Annotated in this window: 14 protein-coding genes; 9 read left to right on the top strand and 5 right to left on the bottom strand. The window is 46.0% G+C overall.

Annotated elements, in window-relative coordinates:
• Positions 1-24: 24 nt before the first annotated feature.
• Both AC438_RS08090 and AC438_RS08085 read right to left on the bottom strand, forming a co-directional pair.
• Positions 25-591 carry a DUF1415 domain-containing protein gene (locus AC438_RS08090; RefSeq protein WP_053980747.1) on the bottom strand — a complete coding sequence of 189 codons (567 nt, stop codon included), beginning with the start codon at positions 589-591 and terminating at the stop codon, positions 25-27.
• Positions 584-1,207 carry a glutathione S-transferase gene (locus AC438_RS08085; protein ID WP_053980746.1) on the bottom strand — a complete coding sequence of 208 codons (624 nt, stop codon included), beginning with the start codon at positions 1,205-1,207 and terminating at the stop codon, positions 584-586. Before AC438_RS08085 ends, AC438_RS08090 begins: the two co-directional genes overlap by 8 nt.
• Before the next feature lie 299 nt (positions 1,208-1,506).
• On the opposite strand from AC438_RS08085, the gene AC438_RS08080 reads away from it, so the two are divergent.
• The 3 genes from AC438_RS08080 to AC438_RS08070 all read left to right on the top strand — a co-directional run bounded on the left by AC438_RS08080 (position 1,507) and on the right by AC438_RS08070 (position 4,138).
• A complete protein-coding gene (locus AC438_RS08080; protein WP_053980745.1) occupies positions 1,507-2,754 on the top strand; it encodes a ribonucleotide-diphosphate reductase subunit beta in 1,248 nt (415 codons plus the stop codon).
• 61 nt (positions 2,755-2,815) lie between these two features.
• Positions 2,816-3,019, top strand: coding sequence for a hypothetical protein (locus AC438_RS08075; RefSeq protein ID WP_053980744.1), 204 nt, complete (start codon positions 2,816-2,818; stop codon positions 3,017-3,019).
• 219 nt (positions 3,020-3,238) lie between these two features.
• Positions 3,239-4,138 (top strand): GGDEF domain-containing response regulator, encoded by a 900-nt coding sequence (locus tag AC438_RS08070; protein ID WP_082354032.1) that lies wholly within the window; start codon positions 3,239-3,241, stop codon positions 4,136-4,138.
• A gap of 84 nt (positions 4,139-4,222) precedes the next feature.
• Here AC438_RS08070 and AC438_RS08065 read toward each other — a convergent pair whose 3' ends face one another.
• The gene (locus AC438_RS08065; RefSeq protein WP_053980742.1) at positions 4,223-4,915 is read right to left on the bottom strand and encodes an ion channel; all 693 of its coding nucleotides are present in this window, start codon (positions 4,913-4,915) and stop codon (positions 4,223-4,225) included.
• 128 nt (positions 4,916-5,043) lie between these two features.
• Between AC438_RS08065 and moaA the strand changes: the two genes are divergently transcribed.
• Positions 5,044-6,045 carry a GTP 3',8-cyclase MoaA gene (gene moaA / locus AC438_RS08060; protein WP_053980741.1) on the top strand — a complete coding sequence of 334 codons (1,002 nt, stop codon included), beginning with the start codon at positions 5,044-5,046 and terminating at the stop codon, positions 6,043-6,045.
• A gap of 96 nt (positions 6,046-6,141) precedes the next feature.
• Here the strand turns inward: moaA and AC438_RS08055 are convergent, their stop codons facing one another.
• On the bottom strand, positions 6,142-6,693 hold the full coding sequence (locus AC438_RS08055; RefSeq protein WP_053980740.1) for a DUF3833 domain-containing protein: 552 nt from the start codon (positions 6,691-6,693) through the stop codon (positions 6,142-6,144).
• A 473-nt stretch (positions 6,694-7,166) separates the two neighbouring features.
• Between AC438_RS08055 and AC438_RS08050 the strand changes: the two genes are divergently transcribed.
• The 5 genes from AC438_RS08050 to AC438_RS08030 all read left to right on the top strand — a co-directional run bounded on the left by AC438_RS08050 (position 7,167) and on the right by AC438_RS08030 (position 11,960).
• Positions 7,167-8,606, top strand: a complete 1,440-nt coding sequence (locus tag AC438_RS08050; protein ID WP_053980739.1) for an alpha/beta fold hydrolase — start codon at positions 7,167-7,169, stop codon at positions 8,604-8,606.
• Positions 8,603-9,340 carry an ABC transporter ATP-binding protein gene (locus tag AC438_RS08045; RefSeq protein WP_053980738.1) on the top strand — a complete coding sequence of 246 codons (738 nt, stop codon included), beginning with the start codon at positions 8,603-8,605 and terminating at the stop codon, positions 9,338-9,340. Before AC438_RS08050 ends, AC438_RS08045 begins: the two co-directional genes overlap by 4 nt.
• Entirely contained in the window at positions 9,333-10,481 is a 1,149-nt protein-coding gene (locus AC438_RS08040; protein WP_053980737.1) for an ABC transporter permease, read from the top strand. The genes AC438_RS08045 and AC438_RS08040 overlap by 8 nt, the downstream gene beginning before the upstream one ends.
• A gap of 318 nt (positions 10,482-10,799) precedes the next feature.
• A complete protein-coding gene (locus AC438_RS08035; protein WP_053980736.1) occupies positions 10,800-11,348 on the top strand; it encodes a hypothetical protein in 549 nt (182 codons plus the stop codon).
• Between the two features lie 369 nt (positions 11,349-11,717).
• Positions 11,718-11,960, top strand: coding sequence for a hypothetical protein (locus AC438_RS08030; RefSeq protein ID WP_053980735.1), 243 nt, complete (start codon positions 11,718-11,720; stop codon positions 11,958-11,960).
• 11 nt (positions 11,961-11,971) lie between these two features.
• On the opposite strand, the gene AC438_RS08025 is transcribed toward AC438_RS08030, so the two are convergent.
• Positions 11,972-12,907 (bottom strand): flagellar protein MotY, encoded by a 936-nt coding sequence (locus AC438_RS08025; RefSeq protein WP_053980734.1) that lies wholly within the window; start codon positions 12,905-12,907, stop codon positions 11,972-11,974.
• Positions 12,908-13,070 lie beyond the last annotated feature (163 nt).

Genomic DNA, 13,070 nt, shown 5'->3' with positions numbered 1-13,070 from the left:
ATGTGTCATAGCCCAGTTTAACGATTAACGTTTACACAACAGAGCTTCGACATAAGGGAAAAGCTTAAGACATTCTTGCTGTGGCAATGCCTCGATGGTGGCAATGTTACGTTCGGGGATTGCCGCGGTATCAGCACCTTGGTCAATCACGCGCGTTAAGCTCGCCTCTCGAATCAAATGAAACAAAGGGTAGGGCGAGCAATTCGTGAGGTTTTCTCTATCCCCTGGCTGTGTATGAGCAAACTGATATTCCGGGTGAAAACTCGCAATTTGCACCTCACCTTCCCAGCCCTCTTGGGCGAGCCATTGCGCCAAATACTCAATGACTGTCATATAATAAAAAAAGTCATCAAAGCCTTTAGGAGCAATAATAATAGTGGTTTCAAGCTCTGTCGCTGGTACACACCGTAAGCGATTGAGCTCACGCTCTAATAGCATCAACAAACCCCGCTCATCAGGCACTTCTAATACGCAAAAACGCACGCGCCCCTCTTTTGCCGGTACATGCGCAAAAGGGCATAAATTGAGCCCTAGTACTACCTGCTCAAACCACTGCTGGGTTTGCTTTTGTATTTTATCGATATCAATCATTTACGGTATCTTCTGGCTTCCATAGCGGGTGTTTAGTCATTACACGCTCAAACAATGTACTAGCGCACAAACGGGCTAACCAGTATTGCGTTCGCGGCCAATGCTGCGCGTCAAACCATACACTGTCGACGGCGGCAAACTGTCGAACAAAAGGCATAATGGCATAATCCACAAAGCCCTCAACATCACCACTCAAAAAATCATTCTGCGCCAACCGCGCCTCAAGCGCCTCGATAAAACATACCGCTTTGGCTCGCGATTGCTCGAGCGTTAATTCAGGATGGCGCTCAGCATACTTATAGCGATCGAGCCAATATTTAAATTCTTGGTCATTACGAGTAATCAAAGCCTCGCACGCCTGACCGCACATGGTTGCTATGCCTTGCTGACAATAAACCCAGCGCATAATATCAATACTTTCGTCGATTACCCCCGTATCTGCATCGTGTGTCAGCAACACAGGCACAGTACCTTTTGGTGATGCCGCAAGTAGCGCGGCAGGTTTAGCCTTTAACAAAATTTCACGATGCTCATAAGGCATATTGCAATGCAGCAAAGAAAGGCGCGCGCGCATGGCATAAGGGCAACGCCTAAATGAATATAAAATTGGTACCATTTCACTCCCCCATAACAGCAGGCATTATTGCATAATCCTCTCACTCATACGCGCTAGCAATCATTTAAAATGGTAGGTCTGTGGATAACCTGTGCGCTCAAAGTGCACATCTAGTGCTTTGTTTTTTTTTACACACTATATATTGTGTTTTATTGCGCAGATGACTATATTGCTGACTGTATCATCAACTAACAGTGACGCAGCCAGTGATCATCGCGTTTTTAGTAAAAAAATTGACACCTTTTCATCTGAGTCACGTATAAGAAATTTAATACATTAGGTCAACACGGGTAACCATTATGCTAAGCTGGGACGAATACGACGAAGATGTCACCACCATAGAACAACCAAGCGCACCAAGACAAGCTACCGCACACGCTGCGCCCAAAGTACATGAGAACCCAGAATTAGCAAAGCAGGCCCCAGAACCTGCTAATGCCGCGCCCCTGACCGACGCGGTAAAAGCGGCCAAAGCAGCCATTGCCAATCTCGACCCTACGCCGGGCATTGAGGAACTCAACCTAGGATCACAACGCATTCAAGTTGATGATAAGCGTATGATCAACTGCCGCGCTGACCTCAACCAGCTGGTGCCCTTCAAATATGAATGGGCTTGGCAAAAATATCTCGATGGCTGCGCCAATCACTGGATGCCACAAGAAATCAACATGACGCAAGATGTCGCCACTTGGAAAAACCCAGAAGGTCTGAGTGATGACGAGCGTCGAATTGTTATGCGTTCACTGGGTTACTTTTCAACAGCCGACTCATTGGTCGCCAATAATTTAGTATTAGCTATTTATCGTCATATTACCTGCCCCGAAGCGCGTCAATACTTATTGCGCCAAGCCTTTGAAGAGGCGATTCATACACACGCCTACCAATATTGTATTGAATCGCTGGGTATGGATGAGGGCGAAGTGTTTAATATGTACCGCGAAGTACCCTCCATCGCCAAAAAAGCCGCGTGGAGCATCGCCCATACCAGCGGCATCAGTGAGCCCACCTTTAAAACCGGCACCCCTGAAACCGATCAAGAATTACTGCGTAATTTAATTGGATTTTATGTAGTTACCGAGGGAATATTCTTCTACTGCGGTTTCACCCAAATTCTGTCTATGGGTCGACGCAACAAAATGACTGGTGTTGCCGAGCAGTTCCAGTATATTTTGCGCGATGAATCGATGCATTTAAATTTTGGTATTGACGTCATTAACCAGATTAAATTAGAAAACCCACACCTCTGGACGCCTGAATTTGTCACCGAGATCACCCAGATGATTTTAGAAGGTACCGAGCTCGAAATTAACTATGCACGTGACACAATGCCGCGCGGCGTACTCGGCATGAATGCCAGCATCATGGAAGAATACCTGCACTTTATTGCAAACCGTAGATTGGCACAGATTGGCCTACCCGAAGCCTATCCTGGCGCCAAGAATCCATTCCCTTGGATGAGTGAAATTATGGATTTACGCAAAGAAAAGAACTTTTTTGAAACGCGCGTCATCGAATACCAAACAGGCGGTGCGCTAAGCTGGGATTAAGTAACAGTCGGGTCCAAATGGTTGGCGCTAATTGGCAAAAGTAACGAGAGGGGGAACGAGTATGGGTCGCTATAAAAACAACCATAAAGCGGTAGAAAGACGGGAGCAAAGCATACCCGCTCCAAACAATGATTTAGAGCACGCGATTACAGCTTTGCATCAAACCATTACCAAACTTAACAAAATGATTGATAAAGTAGCCGCTCAAGAGGCCGCAAAAAAAACATTGCTAGCCGACGCCTCACCCTCTCGGGTTTTACACTGAGCAAATTTTTGCTCGATAGCGCATGATCGCTATCTTATTCGCTACCAAATTTGATTATAGATTGACTATAGAAATACCTAAAAAGGCTTTTAACTCAACGAGTTAAAAGCCTTTTTTTTAAATCGTCAATAAGTGTCAAAAAAAGTCTAAAAAAAACAGCAGAATCCTTAATAGTTCCTATAATCAAATTGGGCCAAAATTAAATCAGCAGGAAATGCTATGACAAGGGCACTAGTGGTTGATCAAAATGTAGAGCGCGCCAAAAATACGGAGTTTTATCTGCAGCAAGAAGGCTATCACGCCGCAACAACTAAACCTGGCCGCCCCTGCATGGCCAACTGCCAAGCTCAGACACCCAATATTATTTTATTGATGGTCGATAACTGGCAAGATCAGACAATTAATACACTGATTGAACTCAAGTCTGCCACCAAAACAAAAAGCATACCGGTAATTGTTTTGGCTTCATGCAGTGACCCTAAAACCTTGATCTACAGCCTAGATTTAGGCGCTCATGAATGTGTACTTGAGCCGATCAACCCGACTATTCTTGCTGCTCGGATCAGATCGGTGCTGACGATTAGTCGCCGCGAACTTGCACTTGAACGCTCTAATACCGAGCTGCAACAACTGGCCTCTACCGACTCCCTCACACATGTTTACAATCGCCGGCATTTCTTCTCTCAAAGCCATGCCGAATTTGCACGCGCCCAACGCTATGACCGCGAACTGTCAGTGATCATGTTAGATATTGATGAGTTTAAATGTGTCAACGATCAATTTGGCCATGCCGCAGGCGATATCGCACTGGTGAGCCTTGCTGAATGCTGTAGAAGTATTGTGAGAGAATCAGATATTGTAGGCCGCTTAGGCGGTGAAGAGTTTGCCGTTTGCTGCCCTGAAGCAGACATTCAAGGTGCCAAAATTATTGCAGAGCGCATTCGTCAACAATGTGAGCAAACGCGCCTGTTTTACCAAGAGTATTCTTTCCGCATTACGGTTAGCTTAGGTGTCGCACAGCTCTCTTGTGAAAACCACTTTGAATCATTAATACAAAAGGCTGACAAGCTGCTATACAACGCTAAAAGACAGGGCCGTAACTGCGCCGTTATAGGCTAACTCAGAAACAGACCTTGCACATACGACTTGCAGATACACCTAAAGCCCACTGGGTATCGCTATTGAGTACCCAGTGGGCTTTTATTAGGTGTCGGTACTATCACGAGCATGTAAGCTGACTAATCGCGCCATAATGACAGCGATATAAAACTGCCCTACCATCGCTTGTACCGAGGCCCAAGCTTGAGCCACTTTATTGACTGGCACAATATCACCATACCCCAGTGTCGACATAGTGATCATGCTGTAATAAGTAAAAAAGCCCATTACTTTATAGCTGGCAATACTGTTCATATCTAAGCCTGACATCGACACAAAAGCCTCCCCATAAAAAAGATGGATATTGGCATAAATCGCCGCCCAAATCAGTCCAAGCATTAAGTACACGCACATTGACGCGTAAATAACATTAGTCGTGACTGTTTTAGCATTCAGAATATGGCGAAGTAAATGAAAACAAATAAAGCCTAAGAACGCGATGGATGTTATGTTATCCAAGTAAAAGGCTGTGTGATTATCGACACTGAAGTGGTCAAACCAAACCGTTGAGACAGTGGGCACCAGTAAAAAGGCCGATGGTATCAGGTAAGTATGACGCCCTGTCACCGAATACATTGCGGCCAATAAAACCAACGAAAAAACCACTTTCCAAGCCACATCAAATAAGGCTTGGCCCTCAAAGTAAGGGGGTATTAAAATTGCGCCGAATAAACATGCGAGCAATAAACCAAACTTAAACTCATGGGTCTCTTTACTTACTCCGATCCCTACAAACACATTCAGCTCCTAAAATCTTGAAGATAACACCTTGATAGCGTAGAAAAATCCGCCTAAGCAGTAAAACCCATCATAAAGACTCAGAAATACTCATTGGTCAAAGCCTCAAACTAGGGGATAATAACGATATGCATATAACACCCTCCGAACTTATAGACCCCTTTGGCCGCAAAATCGACTACCTTAGAGTGTCGGTGACTGATCGTTGTGATTTCAGATGCACCTATTGCATGGCAGAGGATATGACCTTTGTGCCAAAATCGCAATTACTGACCCTTGAAGAGACGCACTTTATTATTGAAACATTTTTAGCTCTGGGAGTTAAAAAGCTGCGTATAACCGGTGGCGAACCCTTAATCAGAAAAGATATAGATAAACTGTTACTGAAAATTAATCGTCAAAAATTGCTCGAAGACTATACCATAACCACCAACGGCAACCGCCTCGAGCACTTTGCGCACACGTTAAAAACAGCGGGCATTCAAAGAATTAATATCAGCCTAGATACCCTAGATAGCGCGGCGTTTAAAACCCTAACTCGGACAGGAACACTCCACAACGTACTTCGCGGTATTGATTGCGCCATCGCTCAAAATTTCAAAAAAATTAAACTAAACGCAGTTATTTTACAGGGCCAAAATGATAATGCCGTCTTACCTCTGACGCACTATGCCGTTAGCAAAGGTCTTGATATTAGCTTTATTGAAGAAATGCCCCTAGGTAATACAACGGCACACAACAGAGCCGACGCGTTTATGAGCAGCGCTACCATTAAGCGCATGATTGAAGAAGAGTTCACGCTGGCGCCATCATCTCACCGTACGGGTGGCCCCTCACGGTACTGGTCCATTCTAGGGTCACACTCAAAAGTGGGGTTTATTTCGCCTCACAGCAATAATTTTTGCGCCGATTGCAATAGAGTCAGGTTAACCGCTGAGGGACGTTTACTCTTTTGCTTGGGTAATGAACACAGTATTGATTTACGACAAGCCATACGAGAGTACCCCAATGATACGAAACGGCTTAAAGACTTCATCACCGCATCCTTGCATTTAAAGCCAGAAAAGCACCACTTTAATGACCCCGAAGCCCCTCAGATTATTCGCTTTATGAATAGTACCGGAGGTTAGCTGTGCATCATGAACCAGTGCAACGTCAACGAAAAACCGCGGCGTATGTGAACGACCTTGTTAGTCGTTTATTTACACTGGTTTTTGGCGCATTGGCTACGGTAACTTCTTAATGACCAATAGCACCTCGCCTACTTTAAATCCCCACTTCGTCATAACCGATTCATTCAGCAATGTCACAGCATCTACGAGGTACATACGATCATCGACCGCAACATCAATGATTTTGCCATTATAAGGCACCTGTAAAACATAATTTAAGAACAGGCTGTTACCAGCAATGCGCATGGTACTGGGGCCAACAACGTCACCGGCAGTGGCAATATAACGCTGCGCACCATCGGGGGTTAGCGTCCATATGCGCTGTTGTTGCTCACCATCATCAAACACAAAGTACTCATCCAGCGTGCCTATACCGTTATCCCAACGGGCATGAATTTTTGCATTAAAGTGCCTAATGACTTTACCTGAACGATTTTTCACAACCCCATGAGCTGATAAACGCCCCTCAAAGAAGGTTTCGACATTTAGCTTCGGTGTTTTATCTTTGTAATCATTCACCGTGATAGGCGAGCACGCCCCTAACAAGACAACAAAGGCGATGCTCGCCACACACCATGGCGCCACTTTTACGATTTGACACAACATATTCTTTAGTTCCAGTTATCGATCGTTAAGCAGAGTGTACGACCCGTTCACTCAAATGTATGAGTGCTATAAATACGTTATAAGTACATTACCCAGATAGGGGGTCAACGCCACTGATCTCATGCCCTCTTTCAATACAGACTCAACACGCCTCTTCGCATTCTCTTGGGTGGCGTTTATACTAATGATCAATATCGCCATTAAACATTGCCATTAAACATCGCTGTTGAGGCGCAGGCAAAAGAACACATCAAACAGCTGCACACTAAAAACCGTCACTTTTACAGTATCCTGACTTAATGATAAATACTACAGCTATAAAAAGAACGGCACTCAGAAGAACTGCCTTTTGGAAAAACGTAATCGGGCCCTTTGTATTGAAACTCTTCGTACTTCAACTCTCAATCATCAGGCGTTTACTCCTTTGGCTCATCGTACTCCTGCAATTAAGTAGCAGTGGAGCGTCTTTAGCAATGGCTCCGGCCAAAAAGCCCGCCTCAACCTTGCCACACTTTACTCGCTGCAACAGCAGTATTCACGGTACCGCCTTTTATGGCGCACAATGCGCCCAAATCACCCTTCAATCTCCTTCAGGCAGCACAACATTAAATATCTTAAGAGCTCGTGCGCTGAGCACGCCTCAAAATAACCCGCTGATTGTGATTACTGGCGGTCCAGGCACTTCAGCTGTCAGTCTCGCCTGGCAATATTTAGGCTTTTTTAGTGATGTACAAAAAGAACGTGATATTCTTTTTATTGATCAGCGCGGTACAGGTAAAACACAACCCTTTACCTGTGCTGCCGCCGGCGACAGCCATCCACAATGGCCTCAACAGCAACAAATCGCTCACATCCACAGTACACTGGAGCAATGCGCAAAAGAGTATTCAGCCCAAGCTCTGATACACATCAACACAATGCAAGCGGCCCATGATATAGAAGCCGTACGCCAAGCTCTGGGTTATGACAGCCTCAACCTGTGGGGTAGCTCTTACGGAACGCGCGTCGCCATGGCCTATCAGCACCAATATCCTGCCACCGCACGTACAGTGATCTTGGACGGGGTTGCACCGGCGGCTATCGCACTGCCTCGCTATGCTGAATACGATGCCGGCATTGCCTTAAAAAACCTTTTTGAAGCGTGCACCAAGCAGCCTCAATGCTCGCATGCGTTTGGCGATTTAACTTCTGTCTGGCAGCAACTACTCAAAGACCTCACCGGCAAGCCTGTACAGGCCTCGTTCAGCCACCCGCGTACCACAAAAGTAACCCCTGTCACCGTGACTGCTGCACGAGTGGCTAACTGGGTACGTTTTGCACTTTATAGTCGAGAGCTAGCCGCACTACTGCCTTTAGCGATACAGCAAGCGGGCGAAGGTCACTTCACCTATTTGGCTAATTTAGCTCAAGCAGCTAGTGACAGTGTCCAAAGCGGTATGCATTACGGTATGCACGCCGCTATTTTATGTGCCGAAGATCGGCACGCTCCCCCTATCGCCAGACAGAACATATCATCACTAACTCACATGCCCTTTGCTGCTCTTAACGATTTAAGCCCTATCTGTCACACCCTACAAACCATCTCGCCCCCGCCCGATCTATTTGCCCCAATTAATAGCGCCATACCCACATTAGTGCTATCCGGTCACTTTGATCCAGTGACCCCCGCATTTTGGGGCGAGTGGGCTAGCCAGCAAATGTCTAATAGCCGACACATCATAGTAGAGGGCGGTCATCATGGGGTTTCGAGTTTAGGCTGCATACCTGAGTTGATGGCGCGCTTTATTGAACTCGGATCACACACAGCACTCGATACCCGCTGCGCGCAAACGATCAAACCCGTACACTTTTTTATTAACGCCGCAGGGCCAGCCCTACGATCGGGCTCGAGCTATCAAAAGGCCCAACCATGATTGAAGTACAGAGCCTACAAAAAAGTTTTGGTACAACGCAGGCCGTTAAAGATGTGAGCTTCAGCTTACAGCCTGGTACCAGCCTTGGCTTACTCGGCCCCAACGGAGCAGGTAAAACCAGTAGTTTACGCATGCTGTGCGGGCTGATAGCGCCCGATGCCGGCCGCCTCAGTATTGATGGTATTAATGTGCTTAAGAGCCCTGTTGCTGCACAAAAAAAACTAGGCGTACTGCCCGATAACTGTGGCTTATATACTCGTCTTACGGCTGCCGAAAACATTCAATATTTTGCACACTTATATGGCCTTAAAAGCGCACACACTCGACAGCGCATTTCAGAACTAGCAGCACAGTTAGATATGGATGATATTTTGCACCGTAAAACCTTAGGCTTTTCCCAGGGCGAGCGCATGAAAGTTGCCCTTGCCCGCGCCTTGGTGCACGAACCTCCGTATTTGATATTGGATGAACCGACTAACGGCCTCGACGTACTCACAACACGTGCCGTGCGCCACCTATTACAACAACAATTGAATCAAGGAACAGGGCTTATTTTCTCAAGCCACCTAATGCACGAGGTTAATCACCTGTGCCAAAATATTACCATTATCACTCACGGACGCGTGGCCATTCACGGCTCACCGCAAGCCATTATCGCCAGCACACCAAGCGACGACTTAGAAAGCGCCTTCGCGCATTATTGCCAAGCCGCACAGGAGGCTCGGCATGCGTGAACTCTGGGTTGTTTTTAAAAAAGAATGGCTAGATACCCGCCGAGACCTTAAAGGCGTGTTGCCCATTTTACTTATGCCGCTTTTATTTGCCTTGACGAGCTATGGCGTATTAAATTTTGTTGTCATTCTACAACAAAAGCCTGCCGAGTTTACACTGCCGGTGATTAACCCTCAGAACGCCGCGCCGCTCATTGCACAGCTGCATGCCAACGGTATTCAAACAAAGACATTCGAAGGCGATGCTCACCAGCAAGTACGTATTGGCAAAGTTCCTATGGTATTGCATATTCCTGAACACTTTGAAAGACACTTTAACGCGCAACGCACTGCCAATATCGAACTAATATGGGATCTATCACGCAGCGAACAACACGCCACCGCCAGTCGTGTTAAACACATTGCTAATCGCTGGTTTAAAACACTTGGCGCACAGCGCTTAATCTTGCGCGGCGTTAGCCCGCAAGCGGTACATGTCGGCCAAATTATTGATGTCAATACGGCGCAAGCACAGCAAATGGCCATGCGAGTTTTAGGGTCGGTTCCGCTATTTTTAGTGCTGGTTGCTTTTATTGCTTGCGCCGGAATTGCCACCGAAATGGCTGCCGGCGAGCGCGAAGGTAGAACCCTTGAGACACTCCTACTCACCCCTGTTGCCAAGCCGATATTGTTTGCCGGTAAATGGCTTATGGCCTGTAGTTTATCACTCATTGTGATGCTTATGGCTTTAGCTGGTCAAGCACTGGCCATCGCACTAGCACCCGCATCAGCACTGGGCCTTCGGCTTGATCTAAGCATCAGTGATTATATGATTGTTTTTATTTTGCTATTACCTTTAATTCTCATGGCTAACTCGCTACTCTTGTTTATCTCTTTGAGAGCACGCTCACTAAAAGACTCGCAGACCTATACGCAACTAGTGACACTATTGCCTACGGCCACTGGGCTGTATGTTTTACTGGCCAGTCAAAAAACAACACTGCTGATTGCCAGTATTCCTCTGCTGGGTAACCAGGCGTTAATTACCGATGCGCTCAGTGGTATCGCTATTGCACCTATACACATGATCTTAAATGCGACGGGTTGTTTGATCATTGCCAGCCTGCTGGCTAAAGGCGGCTTAATGGCGTTCAAATTACGTTAATACAGCGTACGATCAAGTCAACCCATTTAGCAGCCTCTAACAATGACAATGATATGCATAAAACGGTATAACAAGCCGATAGCGCTATTCGTGTATTTTATCTACTATAACTGTCATTGTTGGGCCAGTTTGAAAAACCTCTTGGCAAGTCACTAAATGAGTACATATGCACTACCTATTGGACTGTAAAACTCGACGTAAAGGATGGCACAAGTTAAGCCCGTGGCCGAGCAAGGGATATAAGGACTAAAAGATGAGATTTTGCAGTCGCATAATACTGAAGAGCCCTTAACAACACGATCGACGATAGGCAGCAGCATGGCAACAACCAATGAACCTGACTTTCCATCATTAGCAATCCCAACACAAGACAGTACAGCCAGCACCAGTACCCACATTAGCCCCCATAACAAGCAAGCGCCTGCTCATAAGGCGCTATTAAAACCTATCATACTAGGGGGCTCACTGTGCATAACACTGAGCTTACTCGTGCTGACCTTTAATAAGCTTTACATTACTCACAGTAATAGCACAATTACCCAGTTTAATCTGTCGCGCAATTATGCACTAACACCCTTCGATGAAATTGACGCACAAAAAATCTGCCAATTAAAAACCGAAAGTGTCCATGGTAGCCAATTAGTCATGAGCTATCTCGATAGTCACTCTAGTCGCTTTGAAACCCGCACAGGGATGTATAAAATGTTTTTAGTGGCACATATCGGTACACTTGATGACTATGAAGAAGCTAGAGTACATTGCCATGTTAACCCCAAACAACATCAAGTAAGGCACTATAAAACAGTGTTTCCTAGAAGGGCATCACTTATGAGCCGCGCCTTCCAGTTTTTTACTAAACCCTCTTAATCATTATGCTCACTAGTTTTAGGCCTTATATTGTGGTTGCGACCATTATTTATGCGCACGGCCACTGACTTCGGCCTATAGGCCTAACGCCCTAACTCCCCTACTTGCCTCCAGCGCCTCTAAAATCATCCAGCCTGACATAGCATGCAAGATCGAGCATGCAAGGTCTTTAACTGACGAGCTATAACTAAATACTCAAAACAATCCAATAGCATGCAGTCTTAGCTATGCCATCGGTTGGCAATGGTCAATGTCCTACACACTCACTCGGCAACTTCATCTAGTCAATATCCGCATGAATACTTAAGATGACTATACAGTGTGAGCCATAGCTTCACTTTTGTTACAGTTAATCAATAAGGAACCGCCATGTTGGTATACGATGGACATTTTAACTTAGACAATATAGAACTCATTCAGCGTGTAGCCGCACAGCAGCATTCAGGCATTCAAGGACTTCAGGAGCAAAAGCAACATCACATTAAAGTTTTGGGCCTTAACCCACCGGCTAGTCGACAACGTCTCATTCGCAACCGTGCATGTGCACTAGTGGTCTTACTAACACTCAATGCTTTTACCTACTATACCATTGCTACACTTTTTGGACTGTAAACATAATACGTCTATTTTGCTGTAGCACCGGCAGGCGGTGTCGCTGATCGCTCTAACCGAATCGTTACCCGACGATTTTTCGCCCTGCCCTGTTTAGTATGGTTGCTCGCAGCCGGGTAACGCTCGCCATGCCAACGTACAACCATTTGATCTTCTGGTAAGCCTTGGCTCACCAAGTAGGCACTCACCTCTTTGGCGCGGTTTTCAGCTAACGTATAATTGTTTGCCCTGGTATCAATACTATCGGTATGACCGTCAATATAAAACTCAGTAATCGATGGGTCTGCTTGGTAGTAGGTAACAATATGGTCGAGTTGCGTTTTTTGGCTTTGAGAGAGCGGCTCAAAAGTTCCCATGCCAAAGTAAATAGCTGTGCGCCGTATTTGGTCAAAATTAACAGGCAGTAAATCACTCAAGCAGCCTAAATAACGCTGATAAACCTCTTTAAACCCAATAGGGCTAACGTGGATATGACTGGAAGCTTCTGCACCATACCAAGGCATTCGCGTTAACTGCATTTCATAGCCTGTATTGAGCTCGGTCAATATGCGCTCAGCATAACGTGCGCCCAAGTGTACCGGTTCTAATCCTTGCCTAACACCTACGTAGCCCAAGTCAATACGCTGCAAATTATGTCGCCACTTAGGAGGCTCCATGCGCAGTAACGCTTTACCTGTTTTGAGTCGTGAAGTCTTCGCTTGTAGTGCAAAAGTCGCGGTTTCACCTGCCCGCGCTGTGAAAACCGCATCACCGTAAAAAGGCATAGTATGCACAATACTGCATTCAAAAACCGACCCTTCAAAGCGCCAACTACTGGTCTCGATACCTTGGGTGTAGTTAAACCCATTAGCATATGCTGCAAACAACGGTATCGCAGCCATCAAAACCCCTAGCCACAACAGGGTAAACGCTTGACGATGCGGATTGGAAAAACAAAAGCGCTGCATAGTTAACCCGTTTCAGGACAGTTTCATAGGTTATCGGCAGGCCGTGCTAGGTATTAAGGTAAATTCGCGATTAAAAACTGTAGTGGTCAACCCATCTAGCCTGACACATAGAGAGCACTCATGCCAGATCAAAGAATAACCCTATAACCCCTTGCGCAGACTC

Origin of the sequence: Marinagarivorans algicola, assembly GCF_001292705.1 — a bacterium.
Classification (GTDB): domain Bacteria; phylum Pseudomonadota; class Gammaproteobacteria; order Pseudomonadales; family Cellvibrionaceae; genus Marinagarivorans; species Marinagarivorans algicola.
This window is presented reverse-complemented; position numbering and strand designations above follow the sequence as displayed.

What these genes read in the sequence shown, in the direction of transcription:
- AC438_RS08090 (WP_053980747.1), bottom strand. Translation starts at nt 591, where the DNA reads ATGATTGATATCGATAAAATACAAAAGCAAACCCAGCAGTGGTTTGAG.
- AC438_RS08085 (WP_053980746.1), bottom strand. Translation starts at nt 1,207, where the DNA reads ATGGTACCAATTTTATATTCATTTAGGCGTTGCCCTTATGCCATGCGC.
- AC438_RS08080 (WP_053980745.1), top strand. Translation starts at nt 1,507, where the DNA reads ATGCTAAGCTGGGACGAATACGACGAAGATGTCACCACCATAGAACAA.
- AC438_RS08075 (WP_053980744.1), top strand. Translation starts at nt 2,816, where the DNA reads ATGGGTCGCTATAAAAACAACCATAAAGCGGTAGAAAGACGGGAGCAA.
- AC438_RS08070 (WP_082354032.1), top strand. Translation starts at nt 3,239, where the DNA reads ATGACAAGGGCACTAGTGGTTGATCAAAATGTAGAGCGCGCCAAAAAT.
- moaA (WP_053980741.1), top strand. Translation starts at nt 5,044, where the DNA reads ATGCATATAACACCCTCCGAACTTATAGACCCCTTTGGCCGCAAAATC.
- AC438_RS08055 (WP_053980740.1), bottom strand. Translation starts at nt 6,693, where the DNA reads ATGTTGTGTCAAATCGTAAAAGTGGCGCCATGGTGTGTGGCGAGCATC.
- AC438_RS08050 (WP_053980739.1), top strand. Translation starts at nt 7,167, where the DNA reads ATGGCTCCGGCCAAAAAGCCCGCCTCAACCTTGCCACACTTTACTCGC.
- AC438_RS08045 (WP_053980738.1), top strand. Translation starts at nt 8,603, where the DNA reads ATGATTGAAGTACAGAGCCTACAAAAAAGTTTTGGTACAACGCAGGCC.
- AC438_RS08040 (WP_053980737.1), top strand. Translation starts at nt 9,333, where the DNA reads ATGCGTGAACTCTGGGTTGTTTTTAAAAAAGAATGGCTAGATACCCGC.
- AC438_RS08035 (WP_053980736.1), top strand. Translation starts at nt 10,800, where the DNA reads ATGGCAACAACCAATGAACCTGACTTTCCATCATTAGCAATCCCAACA.
- AC438_RS08030 (WP_053980735.1), top strand. Translation starts at nt 11,718, where the DNA reads ATGTTGGTATACGATGGACATTTTAACTTAGACAATATAGAACTCATT.
- AC438_RS08025 (WP_053980734.1), bottom strand. Translation starts at nt 12,907, where the DNA reads ATGCAGCGCTTTTGTTTTTCCAATCCGCATCGTCAAGCGTTTACCCTG.